We start from the raw sequence: 16,204 nt of genomic DNA, 5'->3' as shown, positions 1-16,204 counted from the left end.
AGCCACGGATGAAGCACCGCCACGGCAAGACGACAAGTGTCACCTCCGGTCTCGTGGACCTGAGCGAGGAGTCCTTGACCGACGTCTCACGCTCGGTATCGGCCGGCGAGGTGCGGTCGGAGGACGTTGACCGGCGGGTCAACCCACCCCGGGACGGCGGCACCGCGACGGTGCCGGTGGCCGCGTCGTTCAACTCGGCCTTATGACGGAGCGCGGGGCCGTGGCCCCCTCCTACGGGGCGCCGCCGTTCCGGCAGTTCGTCCTGAAAGTGGCGAGCCGGTGCGATCTCGCTTGTGATCATTGTTACGTCTACGAGGCCGCCGACAGCTCATGGCGTCATAAACCGCGCTTCATGACGGAGGAGACGGTACGGCGGACCGCAGAGCGGATCGCCGAACACGCCGCGGCGCACCGCCTCCCTGCCGTCGCCCTGGTACTGCACGGCGGGGAGCCGCTGCTTCTGGGGCCGGCGCGTATGCGCGCCATAGTGGCGACGCTGCGTGAGGTCATCGAGAGCGCGGGCTGTGCGGTGGACCTACGTGTCCATACCAACGGGGTCCGGCTCACACGCGAGTACTGCGACCTGTTCCGCGACCACCGCGTACGCGTCGGTGTGTCCCTGGACGGCGATCGCACAGCGTCCGACAGACATCGGCGCTTCGCCAATGGAGCGTCCAGCCATATGCAGGCTCTACGCGCGGTTTCGCTACTACGCGACGACTACCCGGACATCTACGCGGGCGTCCTATGCACCATCGACGTACGCAACGACCCGGTGGCGGTGTACAAGGCGGTCCGCGAGGCCTCTCCCCCGCGAGCCGACTTCCTCCTCCCCCACGCCACGCATAGCGATCCACCGCTCAGGGCGAATCCCGACCACGCCGAATACGCAGACTGGATGCTCGCGGTGTTCGATCGCTGGAACGCCGAGAACCGCCCCTTCCCGATCCGCTCCTTCACCTCGGTCCTGGACGCCTTCCGCGGGCTGCCGAGCGGGACGGAGTCGCTCGGCCTGGACCCGGTCGATCTGGTGGTCGTGGAGTCGGACGGAACGCTTGAGCAGACCGACTCTCTCAAGGCGGCTTACGACGGCGCTCCCGCCACCGGCTTCACTGTCGCCGAGCACTCCTTCGACGAGGCCTCCGGGCATCCGGGCTTCGAGGCGCGGCGCCACGGTTTGGCTGACCTGTGCGAAACCTGCCGACGCTGTCCTGTGGTCTCGGTATGCGGGGGAGGCCTACGGACCCATCGCTATAGCGCTCCCGCCGAGGCGGCCTCCGCCGCTCCCTCGACCGATTCGTTTGATCATCCGAGTGTCTACTGCAAGGACCTCAAGGAGCTGATCATGGGGATCCGGGCCCGAGCCCAGGCACCGGCTGTCGCGCGGGTTCCGGCGCAGCGCACTCTAGGGCTGCCCGCAGATGTGCTGCATCAGTTGGCGCACGGATATGGCGACGCTAAGGCGATCGCACACCTGAACCGCTTCCACCGCTCACTCCGCATGCTGTTGCTCGCCAAGGTGTTCGCCGCAGCGGACGGCAACAGCGGATCGCGCCAAGAACTCGTGGACTCCGCGATCTCCACGCTGAAGACCCTCGATGCCGGAAACAAGAACGCCCTGCACGACGTACTCGGGCATCCCTATACGTCGGTCTGGGCATTGCGCTGCCTCGACGACGCGCAGTCCGGCCGAGCTGAGCCCGAAGACTTCGCCCACCTGGCCTCGCTGGCAGCCGCGATCGCCATCCACGCCGGCGTCGACGCCGAGATGGAAGTGCCAGTACGGCTGGGCGCCGTGTACCTCCCCACGCTGGGGCGTCTGGTGGTCGGCGCCGACGCGGGCCGGTCCCTGACGGTGCGGATCTCCGAAGGCCACTGCGACGTGCTCAATGCGTCGGGATGGCAAGGCGTCCGGCGCGTGGTCCTTCCTGCGTTCTCCACAGGCGGAATCGTTTTGGAGGACACGGACCCGTTCCGCCGCTGCCATCACTGGGAGGTCGCGCAACGGTTGCCCGAAGCCGACGCCGCAGCTTGGACCCGCACCATCCCCGCAGCATGGGACCTGCTCGCGCGAGACCACCATTCCTACGCGCCGGGCATCGCCGCAGGACTGTCGACGATCGTGCCGCTGGCACCGTCCCTGTCCGGCCGAGCCGTCAGCTCCACAGCGCGCCGCGCTTATGGCGCGATCGGTGCGGCACTACCCGTGTTGGGCCCCGCAACGCCAGATCGGTCCGCCTCCGCGCTGGCGCTCCTGATGATCCACGAGTTCCAGCACGTGAAGCTCGGCGCGGTGCTGGACATGACAGACCTGCACGATCCGCACGACACCCGACTGTTCGAGGCGCCGTGGCGGGAGGACCCACGCCCCCTGGAGGGACTGCTGCAGGGAACGTACGCGCACGTCGGCGTCACCGACTTCTGGCGCGTCCGCCGCTTCACCGCGACCGACCCCGAGGAACGTGCACACGCCGGTACGGAGTTCGCACTCTGGTTCGGACACACCCTGCGGGCCACACAAGTCCTGGCCGACTCCGGCTCCCTGACCCCGCTCGGTCTGCGCTTCGTGGAGGCGCTGCGGACCACGGTGGAAGGTTGGACATCCAAGGTCTGACTACTCCGCGCACCGTTGACGCCATCGATTACGCCGCGCAATCCTTTTGGAGACACAGTGTGAAGAGGAGTGAAGGTCACGGGGTAGGCGGATGGCTGTCTCGAGTCGGGTGCCGCTAGGCGCCGACCACGGGTCGGCTCCCGTCTTCTTCCTCAGCTACGCCCGGCACCACCGCGCGCCGGAGGACAAGTCCGGTACGGCAGAGGACCCGGACCGGTGGACACTGCGCTTCTTCGACGACCTGACATTCGAGGTCGCGGAACTCACCACGCTCCCCCGGCACGCCAGGCCCGGGTTCATGGACCGCGAACTGCGGGTCGGGCAGGAATGGCCGCGCCGGATATCGGAGGCGCTGGCGGCGTGCCGGGTCTTCGTGCCGCTCTACACGCCGCGCTACTTCACATCTCTGAGCTGCGCCAGCGAGTGGTACCTGTTCCAGGCACGGCAGAGCGCGCACGAGCTGACCTCCGGCACCCGGCCCGAGGCGATCATCCCGGTGTTGTGGCTGCCGATGCCGGACACCGACCTGCCGGCCGCCGCGCAGGCGCTGCAATTCGACCACCACACCCTTGGCGAGGCCTACGCGCGCCTGGGCTTCCTGCAGCTCATCCGGCTGGCCCGTTTCAAGGACGAGTACCAGCTGGCGATCCACGCGCTGGCGCGCGAGGTAGTACGGGTAGCTCTGAGCAGCGCTCCGCAAGCGTCCCTCCCGGTGGACTTCAGGGCTTTACGCAACCGCTTCGAGAACGCCGAAGGGCTCTTCGACGCCGCCGGAGACCTGGTGCGCCGGGTTGGGGGTCGCACTCCCCTGTCGTTGCCGGGACGGCGCCCGCTCGCACTGCCGGCGGGCACTCAGAAGGCTCCAGAGGCCTCGGGCACTCCGATGGTCGAACCACTCCCCGATCTCCCCGACACTTCGACTGGTTCGGCGGACGAAGCAGTGATCGCATATATCCGCGCCGCACAAGTGAAGCTCGCGGAGTGGTTCGTCAGTCGGCCCTACCAGATCGCGTCCGCGGACTTCGACGACTTCTACTTCCGAGAGGTGCACCCCGCCGCCAAGGCGGCACTCTTACGGCACCTGACGCCCTATGCTCCGGACGGCCGCTCCGCACGGCCTCCCCGTCTGCGCTCCCTTCCCCCCACCGAGCGACCGCCAGGAGGAGCGCCCGATGTCCCCTGATCCGGACGGCACCGTCATCACCTTCTACTCCTACAAGGGCGGCACCGGCCGCACGATGGCGCTGGCGAACGTGGCATGGATCCTGGCCGCGAACGGCCGACGGGTGCTGGCCGTGGACTGGGACCTGGACTCACCGGGACTGCACCGCTTCTACCACCCGTTCCTGCCGCCGTCGGCGCTGCAGTCAACCGGCGGGGTCATCGACCTGATCGTCGACTACGCCTGGCAGGTGCACCAGCACCGCGAGGACCGACCGACGGACTGGCACCGGCAGGCGGCGGAGGTGGCCCTGCACACGGTGGCCGTGGACTGGCCGTTCCCCGGCGGCGGCGCCCTGGACTTCCTGCCGGCGGGGCGCCAGAACCGCGACTACGCCTCGGCGATGGCGCCGCGCGGCTGGGACGACTTCTACGAGGAGATGGGCGGCGGCCTGTTCTTCCAGGCGATACGCGACGGCATGAAGGCCGCATACGACTATGTCCTCATCGACAGCCGCACCGGCTTGTCGGACATCGCTGACATCTGCACGCTTCAGCTCCCCGACGTCCTCGTGGACTGCTTCGCGCTCAGCGACCAGAACATCGACGGCGCGCTCGCAGTAGCGCGGCGTGTGCGGGAGCACAGTCTGGACCGCCCTATACGCATCCTGCCGGTGCCGATGCGCGTGGACGAGGCGGAGAAGGCGAAGGCGGACGCCGGACGCGCACTGGTGACGTCCCGGTTCGACGGCTTCCCCACCGATATGGACGACGAGCGCCGGTCCCAGTACTGGGCCTCCGTGGAGATCCCTTATAGGCCCTTCTACGCCTACGAGGAGACCCTGGCCGTCTTCGGCGACACGCCCGGACTGCCGACCTCGCTGCTGGCGGCCTTCGAACGGCTCACCGCCGAGATCACCGTGGGCCGCGTCACCGGCCTGCCCGCGATCGAGGAAACCCGGCGGCAGCGAGTCCTGGAGGGGTTCACCAGGCGGCAGACGACGAAGGTCCGCCCTTTGATCCACTACGTCGCCGAGGACCGGATGTGGGCCGACTGGGTCCGGGAGATCCTGGCGCAGGTAGAAGTGCCCGCAGATCTCGTCAGCGTGGAAGAGGCTACAGAAGCAGAAGAGGACCGGCAGGTTCTCGCCATAACGTCGTACTCATACCTACGCTCTGCGGACGCACCAGCGCCACAAACCATCACCGCAGTACTCGTCGCGGACGTCCGGCTGCCGGCGCAGTACCAAGCGAACCCCCCGATCGACTTGGCACGACTGAGCGAACCGGAAGCCGTGGAAACGCTCCTACGAGCCGTGGACCGGAACGCCTATGCACAGTGGCGCGCACGGTCCCCCGATGCGCTTCCCTCCTCACGCACGCACGGCCCGCGCTTCCCCGGCGTCGACCCGCGCGTCTGGAACCTGCGCGGCCGCAACGCCACCTTCACCGGCCGCAACCAAGTCCTGGAACGCGTCCGCGACCGGCTGCTCCATGGCTCCGCCGCGGGCTCCCCGCCGCCGCAGGCACTGCACGGCTTGGGAGGCGTCGGCAAGACCCAGGTCGCCCTGGAGTACGCGCACCGGTTCAAAGGCGACTACGACCTCGTCTGGTGGCTCTCCGCAGACCAGCCGGAGCTGATCCCCGCAGAGCTCGCCCGCCTTGCGCGGCCACTGGGCCTTGGCCTGCGCGCGGACAGCGGCATCGCGGAGACCGCGACCGCTGTCCTTGAGGCACTCCGGCGCGGAGACCCGGTACGACGCTGGCTGCTGGTCTACGACAACGCCGACGAGCCCAGCGCAGTACGCCCCTACCTGCCGGAGAGCCGGCACGGCCACGTCCTGATCACATCGCGGCACCCCGCTTGGGCGCAGGAGGCGGCGCCGGTCGAGGTAGAGGTCTTCACCCGCACCGAGAGCGTGGAGCACCTGCGGCGGCGGGTGCCGGGACTGGCCGTGGAAGACGCCGGTGCGCTGGCCGTCGCCCTCGGCGACCTGCCCCTGGCGGTGGAGCAGGCGGCGGCCTGGCTCACCGAGACCGGGACACCGGTCGGCGAGTACCTGGCGGAACTGGACCGGCAGGCATCGACGGTACTGGCGCTGAACCAGCCCGGGGACTATCCGGTGCCGGTAGCCACGACGTGGACGATCTCCTTCGAATCCCTGCGCGACCGGTCCCCGGCCGCCGTCCGGTTGCTCCAGCTGTGCTCGTTCCTGGCACCGGAACCGGTGTCGATGTCACTGCTGCGCTCGGACGAGATGATCCAGGCCCTGATCCCCTACGACGAGGCGCTGCGCGACCGGATGATGATCGGCCGCCTGGTCCGCGAGGTCGGGCGCTTCGCCCTGGCGCGCGTGGACGCCGCCTCCAACACCCTGCAAGTGCACCGCCTGGTGCAGTCGGTGATCCGGGCCCAAATGAGCGAGGCGGACCAGGAGCTGGCCTGCCACGAGGTGCACCGGATGCTGGTCGGTGCCCGTCCCCGCGCCGGAGACACCGACGACCCGGAGAACTGGCCGCGCTACGACCAGATCTGGGCCCACCTGGGACCGAGCCGAGCCCGCCTGTGCGCCGAGGGCAAGACCCTCCAGCTGCTGATCGACCGCGTCCGCTATCTGTGGAAGCGCGGGGAACTCAGTGCGGCCTTAGCGTTCGCGCAGGAGTTGGCCACAGTATGGGCCTCGCGCGGAAGAGCCCCGGACACGGACCCGGACCTGCTGTCCCTGCGCTTCCACACCGCGAACGTGCTCTGGTCGATGGGCCGCTTCGAGGAGGCACGGGAGATCAACACAAACGTGCTCCGGGCCCAAGCCGCCGCACTCGGCAACGATCATCGCCACACCCTGATGACCGCCGGCGGCCTGGCGGCGGCTCTCCGCGGACTGGGACGGTTCGAGGAGGCCCTGGCACTGGACGAACAGACATACGCGCGGTTCGCCGAGAACTTCGGTGTGGACTTCCCACAGGCACTGTCCTCAGCGAACAACCTGGCCATCTCGTACCGGCTCGTCGGCGAGTTCTCCAAGGCCATGGAGATGGACCGTGAGGTCTTCGCACGCCGCCGGGAGGTACTCGGCGCCGACCACCCGTACACGCTGAGCTCCGCGGGGTCTCTGGCCCGGGACATGATCGACGCGGGGCGATTCACGGAGGCCGTCGAACTACTGCGCACAACACTGGACACGTATCGCGACGTGCTAGGGGACGACTTCGCGGAAACGCTAAGGACGGCCAAGAGCTTGGCGGTAGCGCTCCGCAAATGCGGACGCCTCAGCGAGGCACAGGACCTGACCGAGGCCACCTACGAGCGCTACCTCCAGCGCTTCGGCCCCCTTCACCCCGACACGCGCGCCTGCGCCCTGAACCGCGCCGCAGACCTGGCCGCACAAGACCGGGACGCGGAGGCCGTCACAATCAGCGCCACCTGTCTGGCGACGTATGAGGAGCAGCTAGGGGAACACCATCCCTACACGCTCGTAGCAGTGAACAACCTGGCGGTCTACGAGCGGGCATCCGGCAACGTCCCCCGCGCCCGAGCCCACGCCGAGCGAACCCTGACCGGCTTCGAGGCCGCACTCGGCGCCGCCCACCCCTTCACCCTGGCGGCAGCGGGCAACCTCGCGAACTGCTTAGCGGACGACGGCGAACTCGCAGCAGCGTTCTCTCTAGAGGAACGCGTACTAGCGGGCTCACGGGACCGCCTCGGCGACGGCCACGTCTACACACTCATCACCGAGGCGAACCACGCATCCACACTGCGCGCGTCGGGACACGGAGCGGAGGCAGAGGTGACCACAGCACGCTGCCTCGACCGCCTCACCGCACAACTAGGCGAAGGCCATCCAGTGTGCTCCCGTGTACGCGCAGGCGCCCGGATCGGTAGGGACCTGGAGGCGACGGCGTACTAAGAGCTCCGGTAATCCACGAACCGACCCGGCTGCCCAGCCCTACGCTGCCCCGAAGCCGCTCTCCCCCGTACCCCAAGCCCGACCGCCGCATCCCACGACACCCGCGCACCCGACCACACGATCACTTGGGGCATCCGCAACAGGGCGCTGAAATGCGACGCGCGCGGCTCCAGGTCGACCGTCGCGCGCGGAATCCGCTCACCCAGCCATGTCGTGTGACTGGCCGGCGAGAACCGGTCCTCCGCCCCGTGCCACAGGTATACCGGCACCCGGATATCGGCGGGATCGAACCCCCAAGGCGCCGCCAACGCGATCGCATCGTCATACCAACCATCCGCCGAACGCGAAACCGCCGCCGCATAAGCGGCGACGAGCTCCTTGCGGATATTCGCCTGCCGGATCACCGCACGGTCGGTCGGCTCCAGCCCCTCATCGATGTTCGCCAACAAGCTCGCCGGGTCGGCACGGATCCGCGCCGCGCGGTCGTCCAGAACCTGACGCAGCGCCTCGGGGTTCGTAAAGGCCTGGGTGTAGGCCTCGATGTTGCCGGGCGTCATACCGGCGAACCAGGCATCGCCCATGCCATCGCGAGGCGCCAAGGCCACCATCGCCGCCGCCCTCGTCACGCGCTCCGGCAACAGCGCCGCACACGCCAGCGCATGCGGACCGCCACCCGAGCGCCCAAGAACGGCGAAGCGATCGATGCCCAGCGCATCCGCGACAGCGCACGCATCCGCCGCGACCGAGGCGACTCTCCGCCCTACCTGCCGGTCCGACTCGCCGAACCCGGGCCGGTCGAACGTCAGGAGGCGGATGCCACAGGCGTGCAGCGTCATAGGACGCGGCACCGGCCCCAACCGGCTGCCGGGCGTGCCGTGGAACAGCATCACCGGTGCACCGTCGGGGTCGCCGCGCTGACAGACGGCCAGGCGGCGGCCGTCCGGGGTCCGGACTGTGCGGATCATGGCTCTCCTCCGTTGGGCGGCTACCCCGCACCGCCATGCCGGAAACGAACGCCTCCGGCGCGCAAGGGCGCGGGCGGAGGCGGGATAGTGTCGGGTCATGCCGCTGTTCGGGGCGCACCCGCCGGTCGACGACCGGGAGCGCCAGTGGATCGAGAAGATGCTGGCCTGGTGCGTCGAGCAGTTCGGACGCGAGGCACTCCAGGCGGAGATCCTCACGCCGACACCCACGTTCTTCCCCGAGACCTATAGGGGCACCCCGGACGATGTACTCGAAGTAGTCGACCTCGTCCGAGCCCACCTCCGCATCGACCCGGCAGAGATCGCGGTCGCCCTATACGACGGACGCCCCCCAGCCCGCCCCACCCCAGGCGCAGGCACCAGCGCCTACCAGAGCGTCGCCGGGCACTACAGCGTCCGCAACGGAGTCGGCGTCATAGCGGTCGGCATGGACAACGCCCCGGACCCCCGCCGAGTGGTCGCCGTCGCAGCCCACGAGCTCTGCCACCACAAGCTGCTCTACCGCGGCGCGGCCAGCACCCACGAGCGCGACCACGAGCCACTCACCGACCTGGCGACGGTGTTCTTCGGCCTCGGCATCTTCACCGCCAACGCCGCCTTCACCTTCTCGCAGGGCACCGGCGGCTGGCGCCGGCAGCAGCTCGGGTACATCAACCAGCCGATGTTCGGCTACGCACTCGCCCGCGTCGCACGGCTGCGTGGCGAACACGACCCCGCCTGGGCCCACTTCCTGGACACGAACCCCCGCGGGTACTTCAAGCGCGCGATGCGCTACCTGCAGAAGGAACCAGCCCCCGAAGCACCCATTTAGCCTCAGCCAATAAGCGCACCAGAACCTACGCCAATCACCCGATGTCCGATATGCCGCCTTCGCGCACCATTGAGGCATCCCGGAAGCCCCTCGCCACAGCCAGGCACATGAGCGACTCCCGGGCCGACGGCCCCCAAACCAGGACGCGGACAGAGCTCACCGCCCCCGGCCAGGGAACCGCCGCCACACCCTCGATGACCTAGCGTCGTCGACTGCTCGAAGCGAGGCGATAAGGGCCCCCGACTTCGGCCAAGTCGGAGGCAAATGGGGGATCGCCCCGCATCGAGCAGGCCCCTCCGGGGGCGGGCACGGCAAACAACCAGCCGGCCCTGGCGCCGCCCCCAGGCGCCAGGGTCCGGCCTAAGCACATGCCCCGAATCCGGCAGGAGACAGGAGAAGCAGTGAAGACCAAGCCCCGATCAAGACCCGGCTAGCCGCGCAGCCGCAGCGGCGACACGCTCATCACTCGCCGTCAGCGCGACCCGCACGTGCCGCGCCCCGGCCTCGCCGTAGAAGTCGCCAGGGGCCACCAGGATGCCGCGCTCGGAGAGCCAGTCGACGGTGGTCCAGCAGTCCTCGTCCCGCGTGGACCACAGATACAGCCCGGCCTCGGAGTGGTCGATGCGGAAGTCCGCCCGCTCCAGCGCCTCGCGCAGCACCTGGCGCCGCCTGCGGTAGCGCTCCTTCTGCTCCGCGGCGTGGGCGTCGTCGCTCAGGGCGGCCGTCATGGCGTCCTGCACCGGCTGCGGCATGATCATGCCGGCGTGCTTGCGCACCTCGAGCAGGTCGGCCACGAGGGCCGGGTCGCCGGTGACGAAGCCCGCGCGGTAGCCGGCCAGGTTCGAGCGCTTGGACAGGGAGTGCACGGCCAGCAGCCCTTCGTGGCTGTCGCCGCAGACGTCGGGGTGCAGCAGCGAGACCGGCTCGGCCTCCCAGGCCAGCTCGATGTAGCACTCGTCGGAGACCACGACGGTCCCGGCCTCGCGGGCCGCGGCGACCACGGCGCGCAGCTCGGCGGCGGGCGCGACCCGGCCGTTGGGGTTCGCCGGGGAGTTGAGCCAGATGAGCTTGGGGCGGTGCGTGGTGATCAGGTCGGCGGCGGCTTCGGGAGCCGCCACCAGGGTGTCGGCGCCGGCGATTCGGGCGCCGACGTCGTAGGTCGGGTAGGCCACCGCCGGGATGGCCACGTGGTCGCCGGGGCCGAGGCCGAGGAGCATCGGGAGCCAGGCCACCAGTTCCTTGGTGCCCAGGACTGGCAGGACCGCGGTCGGGGCGACGGTGGGCACGGCGAGGCGGCGGGCCATCCAGCCGACGGCTGCCTCGCGGAGGGCGGGTGTGCCGTGGGTGAGTGGGTAGCCGGGGGCGTCGGAGCCGGTGCGCAGGGCGTCTTGGATGACGGTGGGCACCGGGTCGACGGGGGTGCCGACTGACAGGTCGACGATGCCGTCCGGGTGATGGCCGGCTCGCGCCTTGGCGGGCGCGAGCCGGTCCCACGGGAAGTCAGGGAGCTTCCGCATCGTGAAGGGTTTCCTCTGGTGGAGCGGGATGTCGCCGTTTGGGGGAAGCCCCTAGTGGCTTTCTCCCTCGGCCTGCGGCGGCAGGGCGGAGACCAGGGGGTGGTCCTTCTCGATCAGGCCCATCTTGGAGGCGCCGCCGGGGGAGCCGAGGTCGTCGAAGAACTCCACGTTGGCCTTGTAGTAGTCCTTCCACTGCTCCGGCGTGTCGTCCTCATAGAAGATCGCCTCCACGGGGCACACCGGCTCGCAGGCGCCGCAGTCGACGCACTCGTCCGGGTGGATGTAGAGCATGCGCTCGCCCTCGTAGATGCAGTCGACAGGGCACTCCTCGATGCAGGCCTTGTCCTTCACGTCCACGCAGGGCAGGGCGATGACGTAAGTCACTTTCTCCGGTCCTCCTGTTGATGCGGTGGGCGACGCAGCGGTGCGGGCTGCAAAACCCTAAGCTCGTCCGCCCTTAGTATCACGCGTGAGCGGCTGGTTCTCCTAAGCGGGTCAGCCTGCGGACGGCTGGTCCTGCCAAGGGCGCAGGACTGAGGCGCACAAGAGTGTCCATCCGGTGCCCAGTGCGGCGCCTGCGAGGACGTCTGTGGGGAAGTGGACGCCGAGGAGTGGGCGGGACGCCGCGATGACGATCACGTACAGCACCAGCAGGGTTGTTGCGGTGCGGCGGGCGGTCAGGCCGGCTAGTAGGGGAATTCCTGCCAGGATCAGCACTGCGGCCAAGGTGGAGGTGCCTGTGGCGTGGCCGGAGGGGAAGGAGGCGCCGGATTCTGTGGAGATCGTGTGCGCGGCGTCCCAGAGCGGGCGGTGGCGGTTCACGGCTTTCTTGGCGATGTAGGCGATGGCGTAGGCGCCGATGACCGAGGCTGCGGCGAAATATGCCGAGGGGCGCATGCGCAGGGCGTAGAAGGCGGCCGCGGCCAGGAGGCCAAGGGCCAGGGTCACGGTTGGGGCGCCGGTGTTGGTGACCGCCTTGAAGATGTCGGTCACCCCGGTGTTGTGCAGGGCGAACTTGTTCAGTGAGTTGTCCACCGACTGGTCGGCGCCCCGGGATGCCTTGGTGGCGACGATGAGTGCCAGCAGGACGAAGAGGCCGAAGGAGGCCGCTCCCCACAGTCGGAGTGCCGATGCTCGGGCGCGGTCGTCGAAGACGGGGGCGCGGTGGTGGGCGACGGCATGCCGGGGTTCGGTGAGCATGCCTCACAGTAACTTGTTCGCCTGATGTTCGTCTGATGTTCACCGCTCATTCATCTGCGGTGGGCGGGGGGGATCAGGTGCGGGTGGATCAGGCGTCCGGTGTGCGGAGGCCTCGGAGGACCACGTCGAGGAGGAGGTAGGGGTTCACCGGGGGGATGTCGGAGTCGACGGGCTTCTCGGCGCGGCGTTCGACGGCCGTGACGATGCCGGAGCACAGGGCCATCACGTCGTAGAAGGTGACGTCGGGGCGGAAGGCGCCGGCGCGTTGGCCTCGCTTCAGGAGTTCGGTGCCGGCGTCCATCATTTCTTTGCAGGTGCGGCCCAGGGCGGTGCTCTGGTCGTGGATGGCCTCTTTCACCGCCATGGACAGGCCTCGGTAGATGGCCATGTGCTCGATCAGGAGGGTCAGCCATTCGGTGAGTGCGGCGTCGGCGTCCTCGCGGCGTTCGGACAGGACCAGGGCGCACTCGGCGAGTTTCAGGTAGCGCTCGGCCAGGACGGCGGCGATGAGGTCCTCGCGCCGGGGGAACCGGCGGTAGAGTGTCCCGATTCCGACGCCGGCCTGGCGGGCGATGTCCTCCAGGGATGTCTCGATCCCGTTGTTCGCGAACGCCGACTGGGCGACCTCGACGAGGCGCTCGCGGTTGCGGAGCGCGTCTGCCCTCACGGTGTCATCTGTCCCTTCACCTGTGTGAGCAGGGCTTCCCCGGGCCCTGCGAATTTGAGTTGCCGCCGCGTGGACCGGCGCTCTACGCTAAACGGAGCTAGCCTCCGCTTACATGCTCGCCGTCAGGTGAAGGACACCATGTCTACTGCGTCCATATCCACAACGCCTTCCACTGGGAAAGTTGTTCCGAAGCGCGAGCCCAAGCCGGGGCTCATTCTTGCGACCATCGTGACCTGCCAGCTGATGCTGGTCCTTGACGCCACCATCGTCAACATAGCCCTGCCGAAGATCCAGACGTCGCTGAAGTTCACGGACGCGAACCTTTCGTGGGTCTTGAACGCCTACACGCTGGCTTTCGGCGGTCTGCTGCTGCTCGGCGGGCGTGCGGGCGACATCCTGGGACGGCGGCGGATGTTCGTCTCCGGGGTCATCCTTTTCACTGTCGCGTCCTTCATCGGCGGGCTCGCGGTCGACTCCACCATGCTGCTCGCCTCGCGGGCGTTGCAGGGTGTGGGTGCGGCGATGGCCGGGCCCAGCATGCTGGCTCTGATCATCACCACCTTCCCGGAGGGTGCGCCCCGGGTGAAGGCCATGAGCCTGTTCACCGCGGTGTCCAGTGCCGGCGGATCGGTCGGTCTGCTGCTGGGCGGGATGCTGACCACGTGGGGCTCGTGGCGGCTGGTCATGTACATCAACGTGCCGATCGGCGCGGTGGCGGCGATCGCCGCGGCGCGGCTGCTGAACGAGTCGCCGCGGGTGCAGGGCCGGTTCGACATCCCCGGGGCGATCACCTCGGTCACCGGCATGGGCAGCCTGGTCTACGGCTTCATCAACGCCTCGGAGCACGGGTGGAGCAACGGGGTGACCATCGGCGTCTTCGTCGCGGCGGTGGTGTTGCTGACCTCGTTCGTGTTCATCGAGTCGCGGGTGGACTTCCCGGTGTTCCCGCTGCGGCTGCTGAGGGACAGCACCAGGGCCCGTAGCTACGGCTCCTACGTGCTGCTGGTCGGGGCGATGTTCTCCATGTTCTTCTTCATGCCGCAGTTCATGCAGGAGGTGCTGCAGTACTCGCCGATGCGGGCGGGTCTGGCGTTCCTGCCGCTGACCGCGACGCTGTTCACGGTCTCGCGCTTCATCCCCAAGCTGCTGCCCCGGTTCGGGCCGCGGCCGCTGATCGCGGTCGGGACCGCGCTGATCGCCGGGGCGCTGTTCTGGCTCTCGCAGATCTCGGTGCACACCGGCTTCGTCACCGGGCTGCTGGTGCCGTTCCTGATGTTCGGGCTCGGCGGCGGTATCGCGTTCAGCCCGATCGCGCTGAACATCATGAACGGCCTGGCGCCGCGGGACTCCGGGGCCGGGTCCGGCCTGATGCAAGCCTGTCAGCAGATCGGCGGCGCGCTGGGGATCGCGGTGCTGGTGACCATCTTCACCTCGTCGATGAAGGGCAGCCACAACCCGAACCCGGCGGTGAACTTCACGCACGGGCTGGGGACCGGTCTGACGGTGGGGTCGGGGATCGCACTGGCGGTGTGCCTGATCTCGCTGACGCTGAAGCCGAAGCCCGCGGCGGGGGCGGGTTCGGGGCCCGCACCAGTTCTGGAGTAGAGCCCGGACAGTTCGGACAGTTCTTTGGCGGCGGCTTCCAGTTCTTGTTGCTGGGGGCCGCTGTCGCGTTCGCCGGACGCGGATCCAGCAGATCCGGCGGATCTAGCGGCCGTAGGGGAAGACCCGCCGCACCCGCCACACGCCGTCGTCGCCGTGCAGGTACAGCGCGAACCCGGTCACCGGGAAGCGGGCCTCGTAGCCCGCGAGCGCGTGCTCGGCGCGGTCGAGCGCCGCTTCGGGCAGCTCGTGGGCGACGGTGACGTGCGGGTGGTAGGGGAAGCGGGCCTCGCCGGCGAGTATGCCGGAGCGGACCAGGGCCTCGGTGGCCGCGCACTCCTCGGCGCCCTGAGCCAGGCGGACGAAGGTCACCGGCGAGATCGGGCGGAAGGTGCCGGTGCCCTGGAGCAGCATCGAGAACGGCCGGCCGGAGGCGGCCGCCTTGGCCAGGTGGTCCTCGATGCCGGGCAGGTCCTCGCGCTCGACCTCGCTGGGCGGGAGCAGCGTCACGTGGGTCGGGATGGCCAGGGCCATCGGGTCGTGGAAGGACTCGCGCCACTTCTGCAGCTCGGTGCCGTACGGCTCCGGGATGGGCACCGCGACGCCGATGGTCACGGTGTCCGCGCCCCGGCCCCCGGCCGCGAAGGGGTTCGCCCCGGCGAAGGTCGCGGCGAGCGGATCGGATACGCCGCCCACGGTCAGTTCCCCGCCGCGGGTAGGAATCCGACGCGGTCGTAGACCTCCGCCAGCGTCCGGGTGGCGATGGCCCGGGCCTTGGCCGCGCCCTCGGCCAGGACCGCGTCCAGCTTGTCCGGCTCGGCCAGGATGGCCTGGGTCCGCTCGCGGAAGGGGGTCGCGAACTCCACGAACACCTCGGCGAGGTCCTTCTTCAGGTCGCCGTAGCCCTTGCCCGCGTAGGCGGTCTCCAGCTCGGCGATGGACCGGCCGTCCAGGGCCGAGTAGATCGACAGCAGGTTGGAGATGCCCGCCTTGTTCTCCTCGTCGTAGCGGATCTCGCGCTCCGTGTCGGTGACCGCGGAGCGGATCTTCTTGGCCGAGACCTTCGGGTCGTCCAGCAGCTCGATGATGCCGGCCGGCGAGGAGGCCGACTTGGACATCTTCGCGCCCGGCTCCTGCAGGTCGGTGATCTTGCCGGTGGCCTTGATGATGTACGGGTCCGGAACGGTGAAGCAGTCGCCGTAGCGGCCGTTGAAGCGCTGCGCCAGGTCGCGGGTGAGCTCCAGGTGCTGGCGCTGGTCCTCGCCGACCGGGACCTCGTCGGCGTTGTACAGCAGCACGTCGGCGGCCATCAGCATCGGGTAGGTGAACAGCCCCACGTTGGTGTTGGCCGAGCCCTGCTTGCCGGACTTGTCCTTGAACTGGGTCATCCGGCTGGCCTCGCCGAAGCCGGTCATGCACGTCAGGACCCAGGCCAGCTGCGCGTGCTCGGGCACATGGCTCTGCACGAACAGGGTGCTGCGGCCCGGGTCGATGCCGGCCGCCAGCAGCTGCGCGGCGGCCACCCGGGTGCGCTGGCGCAGCAGCTTCGGGTCCTGCTCGACGGTGATCGCGTGCAGGTCCACGACGCAGTAGATGGTCTCGTGGGTCTCCTGCAGCGGCACCCACTGCCGGATCGCGCCGAGGTAGTTGCCGACGTGGAAGGAGTCGGCGGTCGGCTGGATGCCGGAGAAGACGCGCTTGCGACCGGAGGACTGGGGAGCGGCTGCCATAGGCCCCATTC

The 16,204-nt window shown here is 69.1% G+C and carries 13 protein-coding genes; 6 read left to right on the top strand and 7 right to left on the bottom strand.

The annotated features are described in order from the left end of the window. Positions 1–8: 8 nt before the first annotated feature. The 4 genes from ABIA35_RS08945 (at position 9) to fxsT (ending at position 7,683) form a co-directional block, all read left to right on the top strand. Positions 9–206: a hypothetical protein gene (locus ABIA35_RS08945; protein WP_370337842.1), complete on the top strand. Its 198-nt coding sequence runs from the start codon at positions 9–11 to the stop codon at positions 204–206. Further along, on the top strand, positions 203–2,614 hold the full coding sequence (locus ABIA35_RS08940) for an FxsB family cyclophane-forming radical SAM/SPASM peptide maturase (RefSeq protein ID WP_370357562.1): 2,412 nt from the start codon (positions 203–205) through the stop codon (positions 2,612–2,614). Before ABIA35_RS08945 ends, ABIA35_RS08940 begins: the two co-directional genes overlap by 4 nt. A 91-nt stretch (positions 2,615–2,705) precedes the next feature. Beyond that, on the top strand, positions 2,706–3,797 hold the full coding sequence (locus ABIA35_RS08935; RefSeq protein ID WP_370357561.1) for a TIR-like protein FxsC: 1,092 nt from the start codon (positions 2,706–2,708) through the stop codon (positions 3,795–3,797). Then, positions 3,787–7,683: an FxSxx-COOH system tetratricopeptide repeat protein gene (gene fxsT / locus ABIA35_RS08930; RefSeq protein WP_370357560.1), complete on the top strand. Its 3,897-nt coding sequence runs from the start codon at positions 3,787–3,789 to the stop codon at positions 7,681–7,683. The genes ABIA35_RS08935 and fxsT overlap by 11 nt, the downstream gene beginning before the upstream one ends. Here fxsT and ABIA35_RS08925 read toward each other — a convergent pair. After that, positions 7,680–8,648 carry an alpha/beta fold hydrolase gene (locus tag ABIA35_RS08925; protein ID WP_370357559.1) on the bottom strand — a complete coding sequence of 323 codons (969 nt, stop codon included), beginning with the start codon at positions 8,646–8,648 and terminating at the stop codon, positions 7,680–7,682. The genes fxsT and ABIA35_RS08925 overlap by 4 nt on opposite strands. Before the next feature lie 97 nt (positions 8,649–8,745). Here ABIA35_RS08925 and ABIA35_RS08920 point away from each other — a divergent pair, with 97 nt between their 5' ends. Further along, on the top strand, positions 8,746–9,477 hold the full coding sequence (locus ABIA35_RS08920; RefSeq protein ID WP_370357558.1) for a hypothetical protein: 732 nt from the start codon (positions 8,746–8,748) through the stop codon (positions 9,475–9,477). 419 nt (positions 9,478–9,896) lie between these two features. Here the strand turns inward: ABIA35_RS08920 and dapC are convergent, their stop codons facing one another. From dapC to ABIA35_RS08900, 4 genes are all read right to left on the bottom strand, one after another. Then, a complete protein-coding gene (gene dapC / locus ABIA35_RS08915) occupies positions 9,897–10,994 on the bottom strand; it encodes a succinyldiaminopimelate transaminase (protein WP_370337828.1) in 1,098 nt (365 codons plus the stop codon). Positions 10,995–11,045: 51 nt separating this feature from the next. Beyond that, complete coding sequence (gene fdxA, locus ABIA35_RS08910) at positions 11,046–11,378, bottom strand: ferredoxin (RefSeq protein ID WP_370337826.1); 333 nt, start codon at positions 11,376–11,378, stop codon at positions 11,046–11,048. 111 nt (positions 11,379–11,489) lie between these two features. Then, entirely contained in the window at positions 11,490–12,194 is a 705-nt protein-coding gene (locus ABIA35_RS08905) for a phosphatase PAP2 family protein (protein ID WP_370357557.1), read from the bottom strand. Between the two features lie 88 nt (positions 12,195–12,282). Continuing rightward, complete coding sequence (locus ABIA35_RS08900; RefSeq protein WP_370337822.1) at positions 12,283–12,861, bottom strand: TetR/AcrR family transcriptional regulator; 579 nt, start codon at positions 12,859–12,861, stop codon at positions 12,283–12,285. 243 nt (positions 12,862–13,104) lie between these two features. Between ABIA35_RS08900 and ABIA35_RS08895 the strand changes: the two genes are divergently transcribed. Then, on the top strand, positions 13,105–14,466 hold the full coding sequence (locus ABIA35_RS08895) for an MFS transporter (RefSeq protein WP_370357556.1): 1,362 nt from the start codon (positions 13,105–13,107) through the stop codon (positions 14,464–14,466). Between the two features lie 102 nt (positions 14,467–14,568). Here ABIA35_RS08895 and ABIA35_RS08890 read toward each other — a convergent pair whose 3' ends face one another. Both ABIA35_RS08890 and trpS read right to left on the bottom strand, forming a co-directional pair. After that, positions 14,569–15,159 carry a 2'-5' RNA ligase family protein gene (locus ABIA35_RS08890; RefSeq protein ID WP_370337818.1) on the bottom strand — a complete coding sequence of 197 codons (591 nt, stop codon included), beginning with the start codon at positions 15,157–15,159 and terminating at the stop codon, positions 14,569–14,571. Between the two features lie 2 nt (positions 15,160–15,161). Further along, entirely contained in the window at positions 15,162–16,202 is a 1,041-nt protein-coding gene (trpS, locus tag ABIA35_RS08885) for a tryptophan--tRNA ligase (protein ID WP_370337816.1), read from the bottom strand. Positions 16,203–16,204: the final 2 nt, after the last annotated feature.

The sequence above is a fragment of the Catenulispora sp. MAP12-49 genome, from assembly GCF_041262705.1.
In the GTDB taxonomy this organism is placed as follows: Bacteria; Actinomycetota; Actinomycetes; order Streptomycetales; family Catenulisporaceae; genus Catenulispora.
Note: the sequence above shows the minus strand (reverse complement) of the source record. Positions and strands in the feature narration are given on the sequence as shown.

Coding starts and splice junctions, on each gene's coding strand:
- ABIA35_RS08945 (WP_370337842.1), top strand. CDS start 9: ATGAAGCACCGCCACGGCAAGACGACAAGTGTCACCTCCGGTCTCGTG.
- ABIA35_RS08940 (WP_370357562.1), top strand. CDS start 203: ATGACGGAGCGCGGGGCCGTGGCCCCCTCCTACGGGGCGCCGCCGTTC.
- ABIA35_RS08935 (WP_370357561.1), top strand. CDS start 2,706: ATGGCTGTCTCGAGTCGGGTGCCGCTAGGCGCCGACCACGGGTCGGCT.
- fxsT (WP_370357560.1), top strand. CDS start 3,787: ATGTCCCCTGATCCGGACGGCACCGTCATCACCTTCTACTCCTACAAG.
- ABIA35_RS08925 (WP_370357559.1), bottom strand. CDS start 8,648: ATGATCCGCACAGTCCGGACCCCGGACGGCCGCCGCCTGGCCGTCTGT.
- ABIA35_RS08920 (WP_370357558.1), top strand. CDS start 8,746: ATGCCGCTGTTCGGGGCGCACCCGCCGGTCGACGACCGGGAGCGCCAG.
- dapC (WP_370337828.1), bottom strand. CDS start 10,994: ATGCGGAAGCTCCCTGACTTCCCGTGGGACCGGCTCGCGCCCGCCAAG.
- ABIA35_RS08905 (WP_370357557.1), bottom strand. CDS start 12,194: ATGCTCACCGAACCCCGGCATGCCGTCGCCCACCACCGCGCCCCCGTC.
- ABIA35_RS08895 (WP_370357556.1), top strand. CDS start 13,105: ATGCTGGTCCTTGACGCCACCATCGTCAACATAGCCCTGCCGAAGATC.
- trpS (WP_370337816.1), bottom strand. CDS start 16,202: ATGGGGCCTATGGCAGCCGCTCCCCAGTCCTCCGGTCGCAAGCGCGTC.